This is a genomic window from Chroococcus sp. FPU101 (assembly GCF_017312365.1).
Taxonomy (GTDB): domain Bacteria; phylum Cyanobacteriota; class Cyanobacteriia; order Cyanobacteriales; family Microcystaceae; genus Chroococcus.
Genome location: NZ_BLJI01000009.1, coordinates 1 through 19094, shown reverse-complemented (window position 1 = coordinate 19094; position 19094 = coordinate 1). Strand labels below are relative to the sequence as shown.

20 protein-coding genes and 1 pseudogene are annotated in these 19094 nt (G+C 39.8%); 9 read left to right on the top strand and 12 right to left on the bottom strand.

What is annotated here, in order from left to right; all coding sequences use genetic code 11:
- The first annotated feature begins 21 nt into the window (after window positions 1–21).
- The 4 genes from argH to CFPU101_RS10330 all read left to right on the top strand — a co-directional run bounded on the left by argH (window position 22) and on the right by CFPU101_RS10330 (window position 3793).
- Window positions 22–1419 carry an argininosuccinate lyase gene (argH, locus tag CFPU101_RS10345; protein ID WP_206815273.1) on the top strand — a complete coding sequence of 466 codons (1398 nt, stop codon included), beginning with the start codon at window positions 22–24 and terminating at the stop codon, window positions 1417–1419.
- A gap of 17 nt (window positions 1420–1436) precedes the next feature.
- Entirely contained in the window at window positions 1437–1892 is a 456-nt protein-coding gene (locus tag CFPU101_RS10340; protein WP_206815272.1) for an NUDIX hydrolase, read from the top strand.
- 137 nt (window positions 1893–2029) lie between these two features.
- On the top strand, window positions 2030–2524 hold the full coding sequence (gene sixA / locus CFPU101_RS10335) for a phosphohistidine phosphatase SixA (RefSeq protein ID WP_206815271.1): 495 nt from the start codon (window positions 2030–2032) through the stop codon (window positions 2522–2524).
- Window positions 2525–2629: 105 nt separating this feature from the next.
- On the top strand, window positions 2630–3793 hold the full coding sequence (locus CFPU101_RS10330) for a citrate synthase (protein WP_206815270.1): 1164 nt from the start codon (window positions 2630–2632) through the stop codon (window positions 3791–3793).
- Window positions 3794–3839: 46 nt separating this feature from the next.
- Here the strand turns inward: CFPU101_RS10330 and CFPU101_RS10325 are convergent, their stop codons facing one another.
- Window positions 3840–4178 (bottom strand): P-II family nitrogen regulator, encoded by a 339-nt coding sequence (locus CFPU101_RS10325; RefSeq protein ID WP_106455319.1) that lies wholly within the window; start codon window positions 4176–4178, stop codon window positions 3840–3842.
- A gap of 119 nt (window positions 4179–4297) precedes the next feature.
- A complete protein-coding gene (locus CFPU101_RS10320; RefSeq protein WP_206815269.1) occupies window positions 4298–4705 on the bottom strand; it encodes a thioesterase family protein in 408 nt (135 codons plus the stop codon).
- Between the two features lie 76 nt (window positions 4706–4781).
- Between CFPU101_RS10320 and CFPU101_RS10315 the strand changes: the two genes are divergently transcribed.
- Window positions 4782–5438: a lysophospholipid acyltransferase family protein gene (locus tag CFPU101_RS10315; protein WP_374191943.1), complete on the top strand. Its 657-nt coding sequence runs from the start codon at window positions 4782–4784 to the stop codon at window positions 5436–5438.
- Here the strand turns inward: CFPU101_RS10315 and CFPU101_RS10310 are convergent.
- From CFPU101_RS10310 to CFPU101_RS10285, 6 genes are all read right to left on the bottom strand, one after another.
- Window positions 5435–5776 (bottom strand): co-chaperone YbbN, encoded by a 342-nt coding sequence (locus tag CFPU101_RS10310; protein ID WP_206815395.1) that lies wholly within the window; start codon window positions 5774–5776, stop codon window positions 5435–5437. The two genes, CFPU101_RS10315 and CFPU101_RS10310, sit on opposite strands and share 4 nt — an antisense overlap.
- Window positions 5777–5921: 145 nt before the next feature.
- The gene (locus tag CFPU101_RS10305; protein ID WP_206815268.1) at window positions 5922–6887 is read right to left on the bottom strand and encodes a folate-binding protein YgfZ; all 966 of its coding nucleotides are present in this window, start codon (window positions 6885–6887) and stop codon (window positions 5922–5924) included.
- A 198-nt stretch (window positions 6888–7085) separates the two neighbouring features.
- Window positions 7086–9167, bottom strand: a complete 2082-nt coding sequence (locus tag CFPU101_RS10300; protein ID WP_206815267.1) for a M3 family metallopeptidase — start codon at window positions 9165–9167, stop codon at window positions 7086–7088.
- 393 nt (window positions 9168–9560) lie between these two features.
- On the bottom strand, window positions 9561–10214 hold the full coding sequence (locus CFPU101_RS10295) for a Uma2 family endonuclease (RefSeq protein ID WP_206815266.1): 654 nt from the start codon (window positions 10212–10214) through the stop codon (window positions 9561–9563).
- A 23-nt stretch (window positions 10215–10237) separates the two neighbouring features.
- Window positions 10238–10531, bottom strand: coding sequence for a type II toxin-antitoxin system RelE/ParE family toxin (locus tag CFPU101_RS10290; RefSeq protein WP_206815265.1), 294 nt, complete (start codon window positions 10529–10531; stop codon window positions 10238–10240).
- A complete protein-coding gene (locus CFPU101_RS10285; protein ID WP_206815264.1) occupies window positions 10516–10704 on the bottom strand; it encodes a hypothetical protein in 189 nt (62 codons plus the stop codon). The genes CFPU101_RS10290 and CFPU101_RS10285 overlap by 16 nt, the downstream gene beginning before the upstream one ends.
- Window positions 10705–11264: 560 nt before the next feature.
- Here CFPU101_RS10285 and CFPU101_RS10280 point away from each other — a divergent pair.
- Entirely contained in the window at window positions 11265–12467 is a 1203-nt protein-coding gene (locus CFPU101_RS10280) for an HhoA/HhoB/HtrA family serine endopeptidase (protein ID WP_206815263.1), read from the top strand.
- Window positions 12468–12541: 74 nt separating this feature from the next.
- On the opposite strand, the gene psbU is transcribed toward CFPU101_RS10280, so the two are convergent.
- Window positions 12542–12919, bottom strand: a complete 378-nt coding sequence (gene psbU, locus CFPU101_RS10275; protein ID WP_206815262.1) for a photosystem II complex extrinsic protein PsbU — start codon at window positions 12917–12919, stop codon at window positions 12542–12544.
- Between the two features lie 363 nt (window positions 12920–13282).
- Between psbU and CFPU101_RS10270 the strand changes: the two genes are divergently transcribed.
- From CFPU101_RS10270 to CFPU101_RS10260, 3 genes are read left to right on the top strand one after another with little or no spacing between them, the layout of a single operon-like run.
- On the top strand, window positions 13283–13969 hold the full coding sequence (locus tag CFPU101_RS10270; RefSeq protein ID WP_206815261.1) for an ATP-dependent Clp protease proteolytic subunit: 687 nt from the start codon (window positions 13283–13285) through the stop codon (window positions 13967–13969).
- A 12-nt stretch (window positions 13970–13981) separates the two neighbouring features.
- A complete protein-coding gene (locus CFPU101_RS10265) occupies window positions 13982–14626 on the top strand; it encodes an ATP-dependent Clp protease proteolytic subunit (RefSeq protein ID WP_374191942.1) in 645 nt (214 codons plus the stop codon).
- A gap of 24 nt (window positions 14627–14650) precedes the next feature.
- Entirely contained in the window at window positions 14651–15247 is a 597-nt protein-coding gene (locus CFPU101_RS10260; RefSeq protein ID WP_206815260.1) for an ATP-dependent Clp protease proteolytic subunit, read from the top strand.
- Window positions 15248–15371: 124 nt separating this feature from the next.
- On the opposite strand, the gene CFPU101_RS10255 is transcribed toward CFPU101_RS10260, so the two are convergent.
- The 3 genes and pseudogenes from CFPU101_RS10255 to CFPU101_RS25535 form a co-directional block, all read right to left on the bottom strand.
- Entirely contained in the window at window positions 15372–17633 is a 2262-nt protein-coding gene (locus CFPU101_RS10255) for a heavy metal translocating P-type ATPase (RefSeq protein ID WP_206815259.1), read from the bottom strand.
- Window positions 17634–17644: 11 nt separating this feature from the next.
- Complete coding sequence (locus tag CFPU101_RS10250; protein ID WP_206815258.1) at window positions 17645–17839, bottom strand: heavy-metal-associated domain-containing protein; 195 nt, start codon at window positions 17837–17839, stop codon at window positions 17645–17647.
- Window positions 17840–18496: 657 nt separating this feature from the next.
- A pseudogene (locus CFPU101_RS25535) lies at window positions 18497–19094 on the bottom strand (hypothetical protein); the annotation flags it as partial.

Sequence of the window (19094 nt, the reverse complement as noted above, 5' to 3'; positions counted from 1 at the left end):
ATTGACTACCCCCAAAAAGCTGTGACTGAGAAAAAAACGTGGAGCGATCGCTTTGAAGGTACCCTACATCCGTCAATTGTATTATTCAATGCCAGTATCGGTTTTGATATCGCACTGATTGAATATGATCTCACGGGTTCTGTGGCTCATGCTCAAATGTTAGCCCATACGGGTATTATTTCCCCCGAAGAAGGTCAACAGATCGTAGCGGGTTTAGAACAAATACGCGCTGAATATCGAGACGGAAAATTTAACCCAGGCATTGATCAAGAGGATGTTCATTTTGCTGTAGAAAGACGACTGACTGAACTAATTGGCGATGTGGGGAAAAAACTTCATACCGCACGTTCTCGTAATGATCAAGTCGGAACCGATATCCGTCTTTATTTACGAGATCAAATCGATCAAATTCGTTCTCTTTTACGAGAGTTTCAAAAAGTCCTGTTGTCTTTAGCTGATGAGCATCTAGAAACCTTGATCCCTGGTTATACCCACCTACAACGCGCTCAACCCATTAGTTTAGCTCATCACTTGATGGCTTATTTTCAGATGGCACAACGCGACTGGGAACGCTTAGGAGAAATTCGCAAACGGACGAATATTTCTCCTCTCGGTTCTGGAGCTTTAGCGGGTACAACATTTCCGATAGATCGTCACTACAGCGCGACTTTGCTTCATTTCGATAAACCCTATGATAATAGCCTTGATGGGGTGAGCGATCGTGATTTTGCCATTGAGTTTCTTGGTGCTGCTAGTCTAATTATGGTGCATCTAAGTCGGTTGAGTGAAGAGGTGATTTTGTGGGCATCCCAAGAGTTTAGTTTTATTTCACTGACCGATCGCTGTGCCACTGGATCGAGTATTATGCCCCAAAAGAAAAACCCTGATGTACCCGAACTCATTCGCGGCAAAACGGGTCGAGTTTTTGGACATTTACAAGGTTTGCTGACACTGATGAAAGGCTTACCCCTAGCTTATAATAAGGATTTGCAAGAAGACAAAGAAGCCATTTTTGATAGTGTGCAAACTGTTAAGATTTGTTTAGAAGCCGCCACAATTTTGTTAAGTGAAGGATTAGTTTTTCGTACCGAACGCCTTGCCCAAGCTGTCGCCGAAGACTTTTCTAATGCCACAGATGTCGCCGACTATTTAGCCGCAAAAGGGGTACCTTTTCGAGAAGCTTATAACTTGGTGGGGAAAGTGGTTAAAACCAGTCTCGCATCGGGTAAGTTATTGAAAGACTTAACCTTAGACGAGTGGCAAGAACTCCACCCAGGGTTTGAAGCCGATATTTATGATGCGATCGCACCAAAACAAGTCGTATCGGCACGAAATAGTTACGGAGGTACGGGATTTGATCAGATAAAACAGGCCATCACCAAAGCCAAAACTCTGCTAAACTCTGAGGCAACCATCTAAGTTTTTTAACATTGTTTATGGGTCGTCTTTGGCAAATTTTTCAAACGGTACTCGGAATAATTTTTCGACATCCCATTACGGGGACGACCATTATTCCGATCTTACCTAATGGTCAAATTGTTTTAGTCCGTCGCCAAGATACGGGACAATGGGGCTTACCTGGTGGGATTATTGATTGGGGTGAAGATATTTCAACTGCCGCCCATCGGGAACTTAAAGAAGAAACAGGATTGAAATTATTAAAAATTCGTCGTTTGGTGGGGGTTTATTCCTCTCCTCATCGAGATCCGAGAATTCATTCAATTTCGATTTTAATTGAAGCCGATGTTGATGGAACTTTTAATATTCAAGATGTTTTAGAAGTTACAGAAGTCAAAGCCTTTTCACCTAGTGATTTACCATTAGGAAATTTGAGTCACGATCATGAGCAACAATTAACCGATTATTTGCAGGGCTTAACGGTTTTAGCTTAATTGCAAAAGTTAATTTTTGTAAATATCTGAGAAAACACTAAAACAATTACTTCTCAGGAAGAATTTTTTCTTGATCTAAGTTATCTAAAATAAATTTAGAATAAAAATTAGACGTAATTGTTGTCACCATTAAACCTATGCAACTGTACATTATTCGTCATGGTATTGCCGCAGAAAAGACAGAATACAAAAATGATGAAGAACGTCCATTAATTGACAAAGGTCGTCAGAAAACCGAAAAAGTTGCTCAACGTTTTTTAGAAATCGGCATTCACTTTGATTTGCTCCTAACCAGTCCTTTAGTGAGAGCCAAACAGACAGCAGAAATCTTACAAAAACACGGTTTAAGTGACGAATTAGAAGAATTTTCCGCCCTAGCCCCCAATGGTCATATTCAAGAATGGGTTAACTGGTGGCTAGAATCTCGCTACAAGTTAGAAGAGTCAAGTCTTGCCCTCGTTGGACACGAGCCTAACTTAGGACATTGGGCAGAAACATTGATTTGGGGACAACCACAAGATAAACTTGTTCTCAAAAAATCGGGTGTAATTGGATTAGAATTACCTGTAGGAAGTGACCCCATTGGTAAAAGTAATTTATTTTTGCTCTCCTCACCTAAATGGTTATTTTAGAAAAGCTTGAGCAGATCAAAGCTTCTTTTGTAGAATGAGAGGCGTTGAGAGGGTGTTAAGATCAAAAAATTTTAGATTAAGTTTAACGTTACAGGTAAACAAACTATGACAGTCTGCGAATATAAGCCCGGCTTAGAGGGAATTCCTGCGGCACAATCAAGCATTAGCTATGTCAATGGACTAGAAGGTATTCTCGAATATCGTGGCATTCCTATTCAAGAATTAGCTACTCATAGTAGCTTTATTGAAGTCGCCTATCTACTGATTTGGGGAGAACTTCCCACCCAAGACGAATTAGAATCTTTTGAAACAGAAATTCGCTACCATCGACGGATGAAATACCAAATTGGGGATATGCTCAAACTTTTTCCCAATGATGGTCACCCGATGGATGCCTTGCAAACTTCAGCAGCAGCATTAGGTTTATTTTATGCCCGTCGCGCCCTCGATGATCCTGCTTATATTCGTCAAGCTGTTGTCCGACTATTAGCCAAAATTCCAACGATGGTCGCCGCTTTTCAGATGGTACGCAAGGGAAATTATGCAGTCATGCCCAAAGACGAGCTAGACTATGCAACGAATTTTCTTTATATGCTGACCGAAAAAATTCCTACTCCCTATGCGGCTAAAGTCTTTGACGTTTGTTTAACGCTTCATGCAGAACATACGATCAATGCCTCGACTTTTTCCGCTTTAGTGACGGCTTCGACTCTCACTGATCCTTATGCGGTAGTCGCTTCTGCTGTCGGAACGTTGGCGGGGCCTCTGCATGGTGGTGCGAATGAAGAAGTACTAATTATGTTAGAGGAAATTGGGTCGGTTGCGAATGTCCGCCCTTATATTGAATCTCTCATTGAACAGAAAAAGAAAATTATGGGCTTTGGACATCGAGTCTACAAGGTTAAAGATCCTCGCGCTATCATCCTACAGAGTATGGCTGAACAGTTATTTTCTGAGTTAGGGTCAGACAAATATTACGATATTGCTTTGGAGGTCGAAAAAGTCGTCGAAGAAAAATTAGGAGGTAAAGGAATTTATCCAAATGTTGACTTTTACTCAGGTTTAGTGTATAGAAAATTGGGAATTCCAGATGATTTGTTTACACCGATTTTTGCGATCGCACGTGTCGCGGGATGGTTAGCCCACTGGAAAGAACAATTATCAGTTAACCGTATTTTTCGCCCGACACAGGTTTATACAGGCTTTCACGATATGCCCTATATTCCGATCTCTGAACGCATCTCTAAAGCCGAATTCAATGGGCATTGATTTTATAATTAAAGGGTGGGGGATTAATATTCCCACCCTTGTTTTTTTAAATGGCTTCTAAGTCTTTTTCTCCAGTCCGAATTCGTATAATCTGTTCGACAGGAGAGATAAAGATCTTACCATCGCCAATTTCACCAGTGCGGGCCGCCGAGATTAGTTTATCGACAACCATATCAACTTGATTGTCTTCTACTACGATCTCTACTTTCAGTTTTTGGAGAAATTCAACCGTATATTCAGAACCTCGGTAACGTTCAGTTTGACCTTTTTGACGACCAAAACCACGTACCTCGGAAACGGTCATACCAACAATTCCCGCATTAACGAGAGCAATTTTCACCTCGTCTAGTTTAAAGGGTCGAATAATCGCTTCTACTTTTTTCAAGTTCTTAACTCCTCATTAAATTGCTAGTCTTCGTCTATTTATTTATAAATCTAGCCTGACACTTTCTACCATCTAAGAAATGGAAATTTTTGTAAACATTCCTACAGTTTCTCTATTTTTTAGTAATTCTTTGCACCAAACCAAGCCCTGAAAGAATCAGGTAAAGTAATCTTACATCTTTTCTGGGGGTCAATACAGACATGGCGTGTTTTAGCCTTAGCTATTGATTTTTCGGGTTGTAAGATGCCTGCAATCAAATATTCAATCTCGAATTCATGTTCGTTCAGCCATTGGGGTTTAAGGGTAATTTTAATCTTGTCGTTACAGTAGAGGGGACGGAAAAAATCAATCTCAGCATGAACGATAGGAATAGCCACTGACGTATCTTTCAAAAATAATTGTAAACTGATCCCTGTTTCTTCTAGCGAGGCTTCATAAGCTTCATGACAAATTGACAGAAGCGAGGCAAAATAAATAACACCTGCTGCATCGGTATCGGCTAAACGGATAGTTCGCTCATAAAACATAAAATCATCTATGTATGGGTTTCGACAAGATATTAATATTGTGTATTGATATACATATTTGAGGAAATCAATCTTAATGATGGCCCAAACGTCCTTAATTAGAAAACGTGAACCTTTATCGAGTCTCGTTCTGTATTATCTATTCAAATGGTCGATCGTCAGTCCAGTCATCAATATTTATTTTCGAGGGAAAGTCGATGGGGTGGAAAATGTTCCCCAAAAAGGGCCTTTTGTTCTAGTCAGTAACCATGCTAGTTATTTTGATCCTTTGCTGTTGTCTTGTGCAGTCTGTCGTCCCGTCGCTTATATGGCTAAAGAAGAATTATTTAAAATTCCTCTTCTTAACCAAGGAATGCGCCTTTATGGGGCTTATCCAGTTAAACGAGGGATCAGCGATCATAATGCCATTCGAGCCGCTTTAAAGGTCTTAGAACAGGGTTGGGCGGCAGGAATTTTTTTAGATGGTACCCGTACACCAGATGCACGAATTATTGAACCGAAATTAGGGGCAGCATTAATCGCAGCTAAGGCAAATGTTCCCCTATTACCCGTCAGTCTATGGGGAACTGAGAAAATCTTGCTCAAAGGTTCTTCTTATCCTCGTTCGGTTCCAGTAACCGTTCGTATCGGAAACTTGATCGAGCCACCTCATTCGACTAAACGAGAAGATTTGGAACAGACTACTGCTCAATGTGCGTTACTCATCAATCAACTTCACAGTTTAGGGCGTTAAGCTGATCTAACCAGAGAATGAATCGCTATAGTGTTTAAAATCTTTTGTAGTTCATCTCGACTCGTCATTCCTTCAATGCGTTGTATGGGCTTTCCGCCATCAAAGAGAATTAATGTAGGTAAATTGCGGAGTTGATACTTATTGGCTAAACGAAAATTCTCATCGGCATTTACTCCCACTAAATGTATTTGACCTTCCCATTGTGCTTGAAATGCTAAAAGATTAGGTTGAATCAGCCGACACAGTCCACACCAAGGGGCCCAAAAATGAACCAGTACAGGATATGGACATTCTAGAACAAGCTTGGAAAAATTGTTTTCATTAATTGAAAGCATTATTACTTAGGCAGTTAATATTAAATTTTTTATGACTTGTCGATTATGCTACAACAATTGGGATCAAGAAGCAAAGGGTATTTGCAAAAACATCATTGGATTAATTCTATCAGGGATCAATAGAGAAGTAACTATCTATTAATTACTTTTATTTTGTTTCCGACGACGGATCATAATAATCATGACTTAAAAAAGGCACTGCAATTACTTGTGCGATCGCTTCACCAATTTTAACAGTCATTCCAGCCCCACCCGCTTTAGTACGAATATACCCTAGTCCGATTGCACCTTCATCTGTTTCCAGACAGCTAGTTAAAACACCAATTTTTTCGTCATCTAAACTAATGGGGGTCAAGGGTTCGACGCTTTGATTGAGTTTAAGTCCCCATAATCTCTGTTTAACGCCTTTGTAGGTATTTAAACGTGCGATCGTTTCTTGACCAATATAACAGCCTTTATCAAAAGAAATGGCTCGCCATAATCCAGCCTCTAAAGCATTATAGTCTTCTGTTAGTTCTTGTTCGCTCATGGGTCTACCTTGGGAGATGCGTAATTCCTCCCATTGGCGATCGCTCATTGGTATGGCACCTTTTTCGGTTAGCTCTTTCCATAGTTTTGCCGCTTGAGCAATGGGCAGAATTAAAGTATAGCCCGATAGTCCTAAATCTGTTCCTACCGCAATTCTGACTTGAATGCCTGCTAGAGCGACTAATTCGTGACTGGCTTCACTTTGGTCTAATATATTACTACTAATGCCGAATTGTTCTAGAAAATCACGACTTTCAGAACCTAGTAAAGTAAAAATCGCTAATTCTGGGGATAGATCTGATACAGTGACCTTATCCATGGGAAAAATATAACGATCCATCCAGTCTAGTAAAAATTGACGACGGTTCGGAGAAACTACAATTAAAATGCTTTCTTCAGTGACATAGGCTGTCGCTAACTCTAAAGTTCGTCCAGTTGAGTTGACAAAAACGACATCACACCCTTGTCCAGAGTTTAATAAATTAATTTGGTTGGTTGTTTGATTGTGCAGAAAACGTACTCGATCCTTGCCTGTCAGTTCAAGGATACCGCAAAAAGAGCGATCGTAAATCTCAACAGTAGACATATTCAAGAGTTCTCCAGTTTGTACTATATTGAGCGACTGTAGTAAATAAAAAGCCTCTTGTTTGACTTGATGTTACACTTTTTCTGCTTCTGTCAATTGAATTTCACCGAAAATGCGACCTCGGCGTACAATTCGTTCTGGAGTAGATTGAGACATAAGTGTTAAAGAGAAAGGTGGGGAATGACCCACCTATATTTATTATGCGGTTTGCAATAAACCATTGTGTCTCAGTAACGGTTCGGTAGAGGGTTCACGTCCTCGGAATTCTTTAAACACTTCCATCGGATGCTGACTCCCACCTAATGCTAAAACCGTATCACGAAAACGATGTCCCACTTCTGCCACGGCTTTTTCATCGTCTAAGCCAGCTTCTTCAAATGCGGAAAAAGCATCAGCACTCAAGACCTCAGCCCATTTGTAGCTATAGTATCCCGACGCATAACCACCTGCAAAGATATGAGAGAAGGAACATAAGAAAGCATCTTCGGGTAAAGAAGCCAGTACAGTTGTATTCTTAGCGATGCGTTCTCGAACTTGGTTGGGGGTTTCACTGCCACCTGGTTGATAGCGCGAATGTAATTCTAGATCGACTAAACTAAAGTGTAACTGACGCAACATGGCCGAACCACTCATATAATTACGTGCATCTAGTAACTTTTGATAATAGTGTTCGGGTAGCGTTTCGCCTGTTTCGTAGTGTTTGGCCATATTAAACAACGTCGGGCGATCATAACACCAGTTTTCCATAAATTGACTCGGCAATTCAACCGCATCCCATTCGACATTATTAATACCCGCCGCCCCAGAATAATCGACTTTGGTTAACATATGTTGTAAACCGTGACCGAATTCATGATAAAGCGTATTCACTTCATCAAAGGTCATTAGACTGGGTTTTCCGTCTACGGGTGGCGTTTGGTTACAGATGAGATAGGCTACAGGTAAACGGGTTGTCACATGATTATCTACTTTTATGGTTGCCCGTCCAATGCAGTCATTCATCCATGCGCCACCGCGTTTTTCAGCAGGACGACTGTAGGAGTCGAGATAGAAATGTGCAATTACTTCACCAGTTTCGTCGGCTATCTGAAAATATTTTACATCCTCTTGCCAAACGGGAGCCTGTCCATCAGCAGAAGTAATCGTTACACCAAAAATTCGTTTAGCCAAACCAAATAACCCATCTAAAACGCGAGGGAGTGGGAAATAAGGGCGTAATTCTTCGGCAGTAAAGCTAAACTTAGCTTCTCGCTGTTTTTCAGACCAATATGCAATATCCCAAGGGGCTAAATCATCGGTTTGGGCAAACTCTTTTAGATTATCTAAATCTTGTTTAGCTGCATCATAGCTGACTTGACGGAGTTCTTCTAATAGTTTTTCGATTTCTGCAACACTACCCGCCATTTTTCGCACTAGACTGACTTCAGCGTAATTATCATAGCCGAGTAGTTGTGCTTGTTCTTTTCTAAGTTCAAGAATTCGAACAATCAGAGGATTATTGTCCCATTCTCCGCTAGATGCCCGACTAATCGATGCTTTATAGATTTTTTCTCTTAATTCCCGATTCGCGCTATATTTCATGAAGGGAATATAACTCGGATAATCTAAAGTAATCACCCAAGGCCCATCAGTCGGTGTCGCGTTTTCTTCCCCTTCAGTACGGGCGGTTTGGGCGGCTAGACTCAGTAAACTATCGGGTAAACCTGCAATGTCTTCTGGTGAGGTTAATTTTAGTTTAAAGGCTTTAGTTGCATCTAAAACATTATTAGAAAACTTCGTGGTGATTTCTGCCATTTCTAGCTGAATGGCGTTAAAGCGTTCTTTTTTTTCACCTTCGAGTCCCACACCCGATAATTCTGCATCTCGTATTGCTGCTTCTATAATGCGTTGTTGCGCGGGTTCTAAGCTTGACCAAGTATCGCTTTCACTAAGATTTTTAAACGCTTGATAAATGGCTTGGCTTTGACTGAGTTTCGTATAAAATTGGACGACTTGCGGTTGAATAGTTTCGTAAGCTTGACGAAGTTCTGGGCTATTTTTAACACTCATTAAATGGGCAACAATTCCCCAACTCCAGTTTAAACGTTCTTCAAGACGGGTCAGAGGTTCGACTAAACCCGACCATGTGGAGGTTAAGTTAGTTTCTAACTGGGTTAATTCACTATCGAGTTCTTCGAGAAGTTGCGTCATCGCAGGGATAACGTGTTCTGATTTAATTTTTTCAAAAGGCGGTAGTCCTTGACCAATGAGGAGAGGATTTTCGATTACCGTTGCAGTCATATCTCTTCTTTCCATTTGCGGACTTATATTTATAGCCTAGATTAACGCAAAGAATCCCTCAGATGAAAGACTAGATCAGGGAGTGATAACCGAAATAGTGAAGCGTTAGCTACTTAACCTGAGTTTTGTTTAAACAAGTATGAAAAAAAGTAAATCTAATTTAAAATCTTAAAATTGAAATACGGTGTCATTCATAGAAAAATTAATTTTGTTGCATTAATCCTTGATATGAGTTAATATTTACCTCAATTAATAAGTAAATTCCCTAACTGATATAGTAGAAATTGTCGTCTAGTTTTGAGTCGAAAATATCAAAAATTGATAAATTAATCAATATTCAAGAGAATTTTCAACTGGTTGAAATGATTGTTTTTTAAACTTAAGACTTTGTGCTTAATCAAAACTCTGGTTACTTAATATTTCTCTGACCCATTTTCTAAACTCTTTCATTCTGGCATTTTCTCCCTTATTCAGATCTAGCTGCATAAATTGAACGATCTGCTTTACTGGAAAAGATTTAAAAGCTAAACTGGTTTGAGATTCTTGATAGCCTGTCGCTGTTAATAAATAAATCTGTAGCTTTCCGTCTTGATAACACCAAATTTCTGGGACTTTCAATCCTGCATAAATTAAAAACTTATTAATGGCTGAATGGGTTAAATCGACTTCTATGACTAGATCAGGAGGTGGATCGGCTTGTAAATCTATCTTTAATTTATTTCTAACTAAAGGTTCATTTTGAATATAAAAGCACTCATCAGCCTCTTTTCCTACTTCTTGAGTTTGAGAACGCCAAGTTGTGGATTTTAAGCCTTTAATCTCTAAATCCAATTCCTCAGATAAAATCGTTACTAAACGTCCAAGAGTCCAACTATAGATTTCATGTCCCAGAAGCGGAGTCATTAACTCTAGTAAACCTTTGTAATAATTTAGACGAATTGATGAATAGTCAGCAAAAATTTCTCGTAATTTTTCATACGTTTCCCAACTGACATCATTTAGTAAAATGCGATCGGCATTAACTGAAGACAAAAGGGAAGTTTGCATGATCATCTTAAATAAATACTATTTTATACTTCCATGACAATTAAAGCTTTAGTATGAACGATCGCAGCGACAAATACTAAATCATCTTTCACCTGATAAATAATTCGATAGGTGTAAGCATTTTTTTCTCGAATCGTTTCTGTAGTAAATTCGGGTGGAATTTTACCTGTCATGGGTTCTTCTTGAAGTTGGCGGGTGGTGTCTAAGATCCGACGAACCACCGCAGCCGCATAGGAAGGGGAATCACGGGCGATATAAGTCGCAATTGCATCAACGTCTTCAACTGCTTTTGATGACCAAATTACTCGATAAGCCATTTACTGAGAATCCCCTCAACATCCTCCTGCTTTAATGTGTTCTCAATTCCTGTGAGATTTAAGCTTTGACGCACTTTTTCTAATACATACAAATGATATTGAATATCTTCTACGGAACAATCGTCGGGCAACTGATGTAATATCGATTCAATTTTTTGTTTAATACTATTCATAAGTTGATTAACTAAATTTTATATTTTTAAATTAAATTTTTAAACTATTTCCGATTATATCCTGTCGGTCAAGCCATTGCTCGGAAAAGTTTGCGAATTTTTTCAGTAAACACACAGATTAGTTTTCAGTTTCTTTTTTTAGATAATATAACATCTTCCTCAAAAGACAACCAATCTATAAAAAAGTTTTTAATTATAAAATTTAATATTTTTTTAATAAATATCTTAAAGCAGTTAGGATACAATATTGAGTCTGAGCGTGCCAAAAAGACAAGCTTTTAATTATGAGGTCTTTTGTCGGCTAAAAAAGCCTAATTTCAATCCAATGTATTGATGTTTATCTAACCTAGAGGCGTTGCAGTCTAAACGTTTAAAAGACTTTGAACTAAGCCAAAATCTTCGTGCAATCAAAATTTCATACGATTGACATTGAAACGCCACATCTGTTGCCTATATTAGAAAGTGTCAGCCGAATGCCGTTTTCCCGAACGCTCCTTACACCGATTGGCTGACTTTCATTATTGTTTAAAATAGAAAAAAATAGAAATAATCGACTAGAGATGACTAAAACTGTGGCTTCCCCTTTAAATAAAGTAATAGGTTATGGTGCATTGTTGCTAACGGGCGCAGGTGTGGGGATTGGCGGATCATATATTTTAAATAATCCGCAGATAGTAAATCCTGCGGCGATTGCTCAAACTCAAAAAAATCCCTCGACTCAACCCCAAACCTCGATCGCAGTACCGACCAATTTTGTGACCCAAGTCGTCAAAGAAGTTGGGCCTGCTGTAGTTCAGATTAACGCATCTCGAACCGTTTCTGTCAAGCAACCAGAGATGTTTAATGATCCTTTTTTCCGTCGCTTTTTTGGTTCTCAAATGCCTGCTTTTCCAGATAAAGAGGTACAGCGCGGGACGGGTTCAGGTTTTATTATTAGTACCGATGGTAAGATTTTAACCAATGCTCATGTCATTGACGGAGCAGATAAAGTTTCTGTTATTCTCAAAGATGGTCGCACCTATCAAGGAAGAGTATTAGGAACTGACCCCTTAACTGATGTTGCAGTCGTTAAAATCGAAGCAAATAACTTACCTGTTGCTAAATTGGGTAATTCTGATAATTTAGAAGTGGGTGAATGGGCGATCGCAATTGGTAACCCATTAGGATTAGATAATACCGTCACTACTGGAATTATCAGTGCAACAGGACGAAGTGGTTCACAAATTGGAGTCGCTGATAGACGGGTTGATTTTATTCAAACCGACGCGGCAATTAACCCTGGTAATTCGGGTGGGCCTTTACTCAATGAAAGAGGTGAAGTCGTTGGCATTAATACAGCGATTATTCGGAATGCTCAAGGTTTAGGTTTTGCGATTCCGATTTCTAAAGCTCAAACTATTGCCGAACAACTGATTGCTAATGGCAAGGTTGATCATCCTTATTTGGGTGTACAAATGGTACAATTAACCCCAGAACTTAAAGAGCAATTACAAGCCAGTCAACAACAATTCACGGTCAACAAAAATGAAGGCGTGTTGATTGTCAGAGTGATGCCGAATTCCCCTGCGGATAATGGTGGAATTAAAGCGGGAGATGTGATTACTAATATTAATGGTGAAGCAGTTGTACAACCGAGTAAAGTTCAGGATTTGGTTGAGCAAACACCTATTGGTCAACGTCTTTCTTTACAGTTAGATCGACAAGGCAGAACAGTTAATTTAGATATTCCAGTTGGTACCTTATCCCAAGCACAAAATCAATAATCTTTTTATTAACGGTTAAAAAACAACCCATTTCTAAATAAATAGAGATGGGTTATTTTTTTTAGAATATCGATTTAGTAAACACCTGGATTAATCCGATCGTCACCTTCGATTAATTCTTTAGAAGGTTCGGTCACGGTGAATTTATCAAGGTTAGCTTGTAAACGTTCTTTTTGGGTTTCGGTTAATCCAGCAATTTTTAGAACATCATCGACATTATCATAAGGTGCGTTTTTAATGATGACACCTGCTAATGTAGGATAAAAGCCACGTAGTTCACGAAATTCACGAATATGACTATTATTTAAGTCAATTTTTTGACCATATTCGGTAGAGAGTTTAGCATCAGCCTCATTAGTACGGCTGGAGATTACCGCATTAGCGGGAGAACTAAACCATAGTCCACTGATCAAAACTAGCAGAATAGCACAAACACGAAATAGATTTTTCATTTTGGGTTGATTCCTCCTGACAGAACCATGCAACAGCACTTGCGTGAGTTATAAATTACGCGACAACAGATCGGATTAAAAAATGTTATATCATGCCAAATGTATTTTTATCGCTCGAATCTTAAAAAAATTTTCTTCCGTCTGATTGATTAGACGCAAGCATTTTTCTAAAATTAGCTTCAACAGATAGGCTGCATATTACATCATATCTTAGCTTGAGCGATTTGACTGTAAATTTTGGATAGGGTTTGAGTCGTTTTAAAGTTATGGGGGGTAATGCCCACCTTTAGGATTGGAAAAACCCTTACAGAAGTAAGTTAGAATCAAATTCAAGACAACTGAAGAATAAGTAGACACACTAAGATGGAATCACCAATCAAAGCAGTACAAACTGCATATTATGGGGACGCAGCTTACCGTACACCACCGCCAGACTTACCTTCCTTACTCCTTAAGGAACGGATTGTCTACTTAGGAACGCCCCTTTTTAGTGATGATCAGTATAAGCGTCAAATCGGTGTAGATGTCACTAAACTGATTATTGCTGAGTTATTGTATCTACAGTTCGATGATCCTGAAAAACCGATTTATTTCTATATCAACTCTACAGGGACATCGTGGTATACAGGAGATGCGATCGGCTTTGAAACTGAAGCTTTTGCTATCTGCGATACGATTAATTATATTAAACCGCCTGTTCATACGATCTGTTTAGGTCAAGCGATGGGAACTGCCGCGATGATTCTTTCAGCAGGGACAAAAGGCTTTAGAGCTAGTTTACCCCATGCGACGATCGTTCTCAACCAACCCCGAACAGGTGCTAGAGGCCAAGCTACCGATATTCAAATTCGCGCTAAAGAAGTTCTAGCGAATAAAACATCGATGCTAGATATTCTTTCCAAAAATACGGGACAACCCCCCGAAAAAATTGCTAAAGATACTGATCGGATGTTTTATCTAACTCCACCACAAGCTAAAGAATACGGGTTAATTGATCGAGTCTTAGAAAGCGTTAAAGATCTGCCTAAACCGATTCCTGCTTTGGTCTAAGTTGAGGCTTTTATGTTGATTACCAATGATATCCGCCGTGTTCCTTATAACATTCCTGGAAGTCCTTATTGGCAGTGGGTAAGTATTTATACTCGTTTAAGCCAAGAACGGATTATTTTTCTTAATCAACCGTTAAGCGATGGTGTGGCTAATTCTGTTATTTCGGCGTTACTCTACCTCGAATCGGAAGATAATCGTAAGCCAATTAATTTGTATATCAATTCCATTGGTGATCCTCTTGATCTAGGGATGGGCGATATTAGTGCGGGAATGGTTTCAGTGATCGCAGGTTTAGCTATCTACGACACTATGCAACACATTAAATCTGAGGTGACAACCATTTGCTTAGGGCAAGCGGTGGGAATGGCAGCATTGCTACTCGCCGCAGGAAGCAAAGGCAAACGAGTTAGTTTACCTCACGCCGAAATCGTCCTAACCTCAGCGAAAACAGGCACCCAAGGACAAGCGAGTGATATCCAAGTTAATGCAGAAGAAGTAATTGATAAACGTGCCACGATTTTAGAGATTTTGGCCAAAGAAACGGGGCAAAGCGTCGAACGGATTAAAAAAGATTCTGATCGTACGTTCTATTTAACCCCATCTCAAGCCCAAGAATACGGAATAATTGATCGCGTTTTAGAAACAACCAAACTGTAAACGTCTACCACAAGGGAAAAAACTATGCCTATCGGTGTTCCAAAAGTTCCTTATCGTCTGCCTGGTGGTTCCTATGAACAGTGGATCGACCTTGAAGATCGTCTATTTAGGGAACGGATTATCTTTTTAACTGAAGAAGTCGATGATGGTATTGCTAATGCGATCGTTGCTTATATGTTATTCCTCAATTCTGACGATCCTAACAAACCCATTTATCTTTATATCAACTCTCCTGGGGGTTCAGTCACTGCTGGAATGGCGATCTATGACACGATGCAGTATATCAAGTGTGAAGTGATTACGATCTGTGTTGGTTTAGCCGCTTCGATGGGTTCTTTTCTCCTTGCCGCAGGGACTAAAGGAAAACGTCTGGCGTTACCCCATAGTCGTATTATGATTCACCAACCCCTCGGCGGGACAGGTCGTCGTCAAGCTACTGATATCGAAATTGAGGCTAAACAAATACTACGGGTGCGTAGTGAATTAAATGAATTGTTAGCCAAACACACTGGACAACCTTTATCGAAGATCGAAAAAGATACCGATCGTGATTATTTCATGTCTGCAGATGAAGCAGTGGCATACGGTTTGATTGATAAGGTGATCGAAAGCGCAATCTAAATCAATAGGGGTGATGACCTCTCCTCTCCCCCTCTCCACCTCCCCTAGCCCCTCCTGAAGGAGGGGGATAAGTGGAATTAATTTTATTAGTTGAGGGGTGCCGAAGGCGGGGTGAGGTAAAGAATCAATTCAAGATAATTTTGGGTCGAAAATTCCGTAGTCGTAGAGCATTAGTAACAACCGATACAGAACTAAACGCCATTGCTGTTCCTGCGATCATAGGACTCAATGACCATCCAAAAAAAGGAATTAGAACACCAGCAGCGATCGGAATACCGATTACATTATAAATAAAAGCAAAAAATAGATTTTGTCGGATATTGGAGATTGTAGCCTTAGATAACTGAATCGCTGTCACAATCCCTTGTAGATCACCTGAAATTAAAGTAAGATCACTAGCAGCAATAGCGACATCGGTTCCAGTTCCAATCGCAATACCGACATCGGCTTGAGCTAAGGCTGGTGCATCATTAATGCCATCTCCCACCATTGCCACGATCTTTCTTTTTTTCTGTAGTTTTTCGATTTGTGCGGCTTTTTGATCGGGTCGTACTTCTGCGATAATCTTTCTAATACCGACTAATGATGCGATCGCTTCGGCAGTTCGATAGTTATCACCTGTCAGCATCACCACCTTGAAACCCATCCGTTGTAAATTCCGAATGGCACTAGCGGAGGAGGGTTTAACCGCGTCGGCAATTCCCATAATGGCTTCAATTTGTCCATCGACAGCCATCCCGACAACCGTTTTACCGAGAAATTCCAAACGTTCCCAATCCTGTTGTAATTCGTTTGTATTGATTCCTAATTCTTTAAACCATCTCTGTGTGCCAATTTGTACTAATTTATTTCGGACAAATCCTTGTACACCACTTCCTGTAACCGCTTCAAAAGACTGAACATTCGCTAACTCAACGCCTTGGGATTGGGCATATTGTACGATCGCTTCTGCTAAAGGATGTTCTGAATCGTGTTCGACTGAAGCCGCTAGACGTAGAAGATTTAACTCATTGTGATTAGCTATACCTTTAAGTGTAATAAAATCGGTCACAGTCGGTTTACCTTGGGTAATCGTGCCTGTTTTATCAAATACGATCGTTTGGATTTTATGGGCTAATTCTAGACTTTCTGCACCTTTAATCAGGATTCCATTCTCTGCACCCTTTCCCGTTCCTACCATGATGGATGTAGGTGTCGCCAAACCCAACGCACAGGGACAAGCAATAATTAAAACATCGACTGTGGTGATTAAAGCGATTGTTAAATTACCCATGAAAACAAACCAAAAGATAAACGTCACAAGAGCAATAGTAATCACAACAGGGACAAACCAACCTGTTACTTGATCCGCTAATCTTTGAATGGGTGCTTTTGATCTTTGGGCTTGTTGGACGAGCTTGACAATTTGCGCTAAAAATGTATTTTTTCCGATTCGTGTTGCTCGAAATTTAAAACTACCCGTTTTATTCAGTGTCGCACCGATCACCTCATCACCTGCTTGTTTTTTTACTGGAAGACTTTCACCTGTTACCATCGCTTCATCAATGGTGGATGAACCTTCAACAATTTCCCCATCTACAGGAATCTTTTCACCTGGACGAACTAGGATCAGATCATTTAAAATAACATCAGCGATCGGTACATCATATTCTTGTCCATTGCGAATGATTCTAGCCGTTTTTGCTTGTAAACCGATTAATTGACGAATTGCTTCTGACGTTTGTCCCCTAGCACGATTTTCTAGGAGTTTTCCTAATAAGATGAGAGTAATAATGACTGATGCTGCCTCAAAATAGACATCTGGTTCGATATTTTGAGTAATAAACCATTGAGGAAAGAAAGTCGGAAAAAGTGAATATAAAAATGCTACACCAGTACCGAGTGCAACAAGAGTATCCATCGTTGCGGTACGACGTTTCAAAGACTTCCAAGCATTAATAAAAAAAGAACGACCCGCCCAAAACAGCACAGGTACAGTTAAGATAAGCTGTAACAATGGATGATGTAGCCACATTGGGATGAGAGGAATTGGTAAACCTGTCATTGCAGAAAGTGAACCAATGAAGAGGATGCTACTAATCATGCCACTCAGCCAAACTTTACGGGTTAGATCACGATTTTCAGCTTGTCGTGTCCGTTTTTCGCTATCATCTTCTATATCCAGTCGATCATCTTGGATCGGTTGTGCAGAGTAACCCGCTTCATCCACTGCACTTTGAATATCTGCTACGCTAGTTTGATTAGAGTCATAAGTAACCGTTGCTTGTTCGGCTCCAAAATTAACGTAACACCTTTCAACACCCGCAACAGAACGAATAACATTTTCGATATTACTCGCACAGGAAGCACAACTCATCCCACGCAGTTTGAGGGTAGCATTTTCCACTTTAGCCTCCTTTATGTAATGGTATAGCCCGCATTTTGAATCGCTTGTTTAATTTCGGTAGGAGATGCTGAGGTGTCAACACTGACTAATTTGGTTTTTGGATCTGCTTTTACTGTTGCGTTGGCATCAATTTTTTGAATCGCTTTAGTGATAGTATCTCCACAAGCAGAACAAGCCATATTAGGTACAGTTAGTTGAAGGGACATATCTTTGAACTCCTTTTTTAAGTAACTAACTTTATGTTAAAAGGTTTAGCTAACTGGTGTGTTAAGCGAAAAGCCATAATTTTTTGCTCAGAAATCGTAACGAAGACTTTAATAACAAATTGTTACAGCTAAAAATGAAATTAGGATGAAATTAAAAGTATCAATAGTTGAAATGTTGAATTACTGCAAAAGACAGGAGTGAAGAAGTGAGGGGTTAACTAAGATAAAAATACAAAGTTAAAGACTTTGCTTGTATTCCAAACAATTAAGGAAAAAATCATGATTCATCAGTTAACTTGAATCAAATTAACCCAGAAATTCACTATTATATTCATAATTGCTTAGATTGCCACAGTATTTGTTTAAATACGCTCACTTACACTGCCTACAACAAGGTGGAATGCACTCAGACTCGATCATATTCGTCTTAGAGCTTGTAATCGCGTACACGCTCTATTGTCTGGACAATCATCGACAAACTCAAAAATATTTCTCTTTCTCGAGCATTCTCGCCATCGTAGTCTGGTGAATTTTTGTATCAACATCTTGTATCTTTTGTATCAACATCTTGTATCTGGAGTTTAGACTAATTTGCCACAAAAAGTGACTCAGACAAGGGGAAAAGCTGAGAAAGAGAGAAAAAAGAATGATGAGGGATTAAGAGGCGGTTTCTTTCGATTTAGTTGTGGGAGAATAGCGTTTTTTGACAACAGGATAACGGATTTTCTTCTGCCGTTTCTGACCTTTAGGCCAGCCTGAAGACTTTCCTCTGGGTTTGGGTTCACAGGCTGGTGTACCAATCGCCACTAAAATTCCGACAAAAGATTGAGCAACCCTTCCAGGAGTTAACTGCTCTGAGTGCTGAGGTTTTTGCCAAGGTAGGGGGTTATCAATTACTATCTCACGAGCCAGCCATAATTGCTGCGGAAGGCAGTCGTGCGCCGTATCGCTGACTTTCAAAGTCAGCGAGCGGCACGACCAAGTTAACAAAGGCATTAAATCACTCCATCGTTGGCTTTGTTCAGGAGTCGAGAGTTTTGGCAGAGTCCAGTGTAGCCTTTGTTTGGCAAACCGATTCCAATGGTCAACGGCAAAGCGTCGTTGATAGAACGGCCAAATTTTTTCGAGTAATGGCATTTTTTCAATCAAACAAGCTAGCCAAATCGGTTGAGCTGCATCAGCACTCAACTTTTTCCCTTTTCTTTGAACGAGAATGATGTCCATTGGCACATTATACCAAGTTGCGAATTGTAGC

Excerpts from the sequence above, each read along its gene's own strand:
- CFPU101_RS10250 (WP_206815258.1), bottom strand. The coding sequence starts at position 17,839 with ATGTCCCTTCAACTAACTGTACCTAATATGGCTTGTTCTGCTTGTGGA.
- CFPU101_RS10320 (WP_206815269.1), bottom strand. The coding sequence starts at position 4,705 with ATGTTTTATGAGCGAACTATCCGTTTAGCCGATACCGATGCAGCAGGT.
- CFPU101_RS10300 (WP_206815267.1), bottom strand. The coding sequence starts at position 9,167 with ATGACTGCAACGGTAATCGAAAATCCTCTCCTCATTGGTCAAGGACTA.
- CFPU101_RS10285 (WP_206815264.1), bottom strand. The coding sequence starts at position 10,704 with ATGAATAGTATTAAACAAAAAATTGAATCGATATTACATCAGTTGCCC.
- CFPU101_RS10260 (WP_206815260.1), top strand. The coding sequence starts at position 14,651 with ATGCCTATCGGTGTTCCAAAAGTTCCTTATCGTCTGCCTGGTGGTTCC.
- CFPU101_RS10340 (WP_206815272.1), top strand. The coding sequence starts at position 1,437 with ATGGGTCGTCTTTGGCAAATTTTTCAAACGGTACTCGGAATAATTTTT.
- CFPU101_RS10265 (WP_374191942.1), top strand. The coding sequence starts at position 13,982 with ATGTTGATTACCAATGATATCCGCCGTGTTCCTTATAACATTCCTGGA.
- CFPU101_RS10315 (WP_374191943.1), top strand. The coding sequence starts at position 4,782 with ATGATGGCCCAAACGTCCTTAATTAGAAAACGTGAACCTTTATCGAGT.
- CFPU101_RS10270 (WP_206815261.1), top strand. The coding sequence starts at position 13,283 with ATGGAATCACCAATCAAAGCAGTACAAACTGCATATTATGGGGACGCA.
- CFPU101_RS10280 (WP_206815263.1), top strand. The coding sequence starts at position 11,265 with ATGACTAAAACTGTGGCTTCCCCTTTAAATAAAGTAATAGGTTATGGT.
- CFPU101_RS10290 (WP_206815265.1), bottom strand. The coding sequence starts at position 10,531 with ATGGCTTATCGAGTAATTTGGTCATCAAAAGCAGTTGAAGACGTTGAT.
- CFPU101_RS10330 (WP_206815270.1), top strand. The coding sequence starts at position 2,630 with ATGACAGTCTGCGAATATAAGCCCGGCTTAGAGGGAATTCCTGCGGCA.
- psbU (WP_206815262.1), bottom strand. The coding sequence starts at position 12,919 with ATGAAAAATCTATTTCGTGTTTGTGCTATTCTGCTAGTTTTGATCAGT.
- CFPU101_RS10305 (WP_206815268.1), bottom strand. The coding sequence starts at position 6,887 with ATGTCTACTGTTGAGATTTACGATCGCTCTTTTTGCGGTATCCTTGAA.
- CFPU101_RS10295 (WP_206815266.1), bottom strand. The coding sequence starts at position 10,214 with ATGCAAACTTCCCTTTTGTCTTCAGTTAATGCCGATCGCATTTTACTA.
- sixA (WP_206815271.1), top strand. The coding sequence starts at position 2,030 with ATGCAACTGTACATTATTCGTCATGGTATTGCCGCAGAAAAGACAGAA.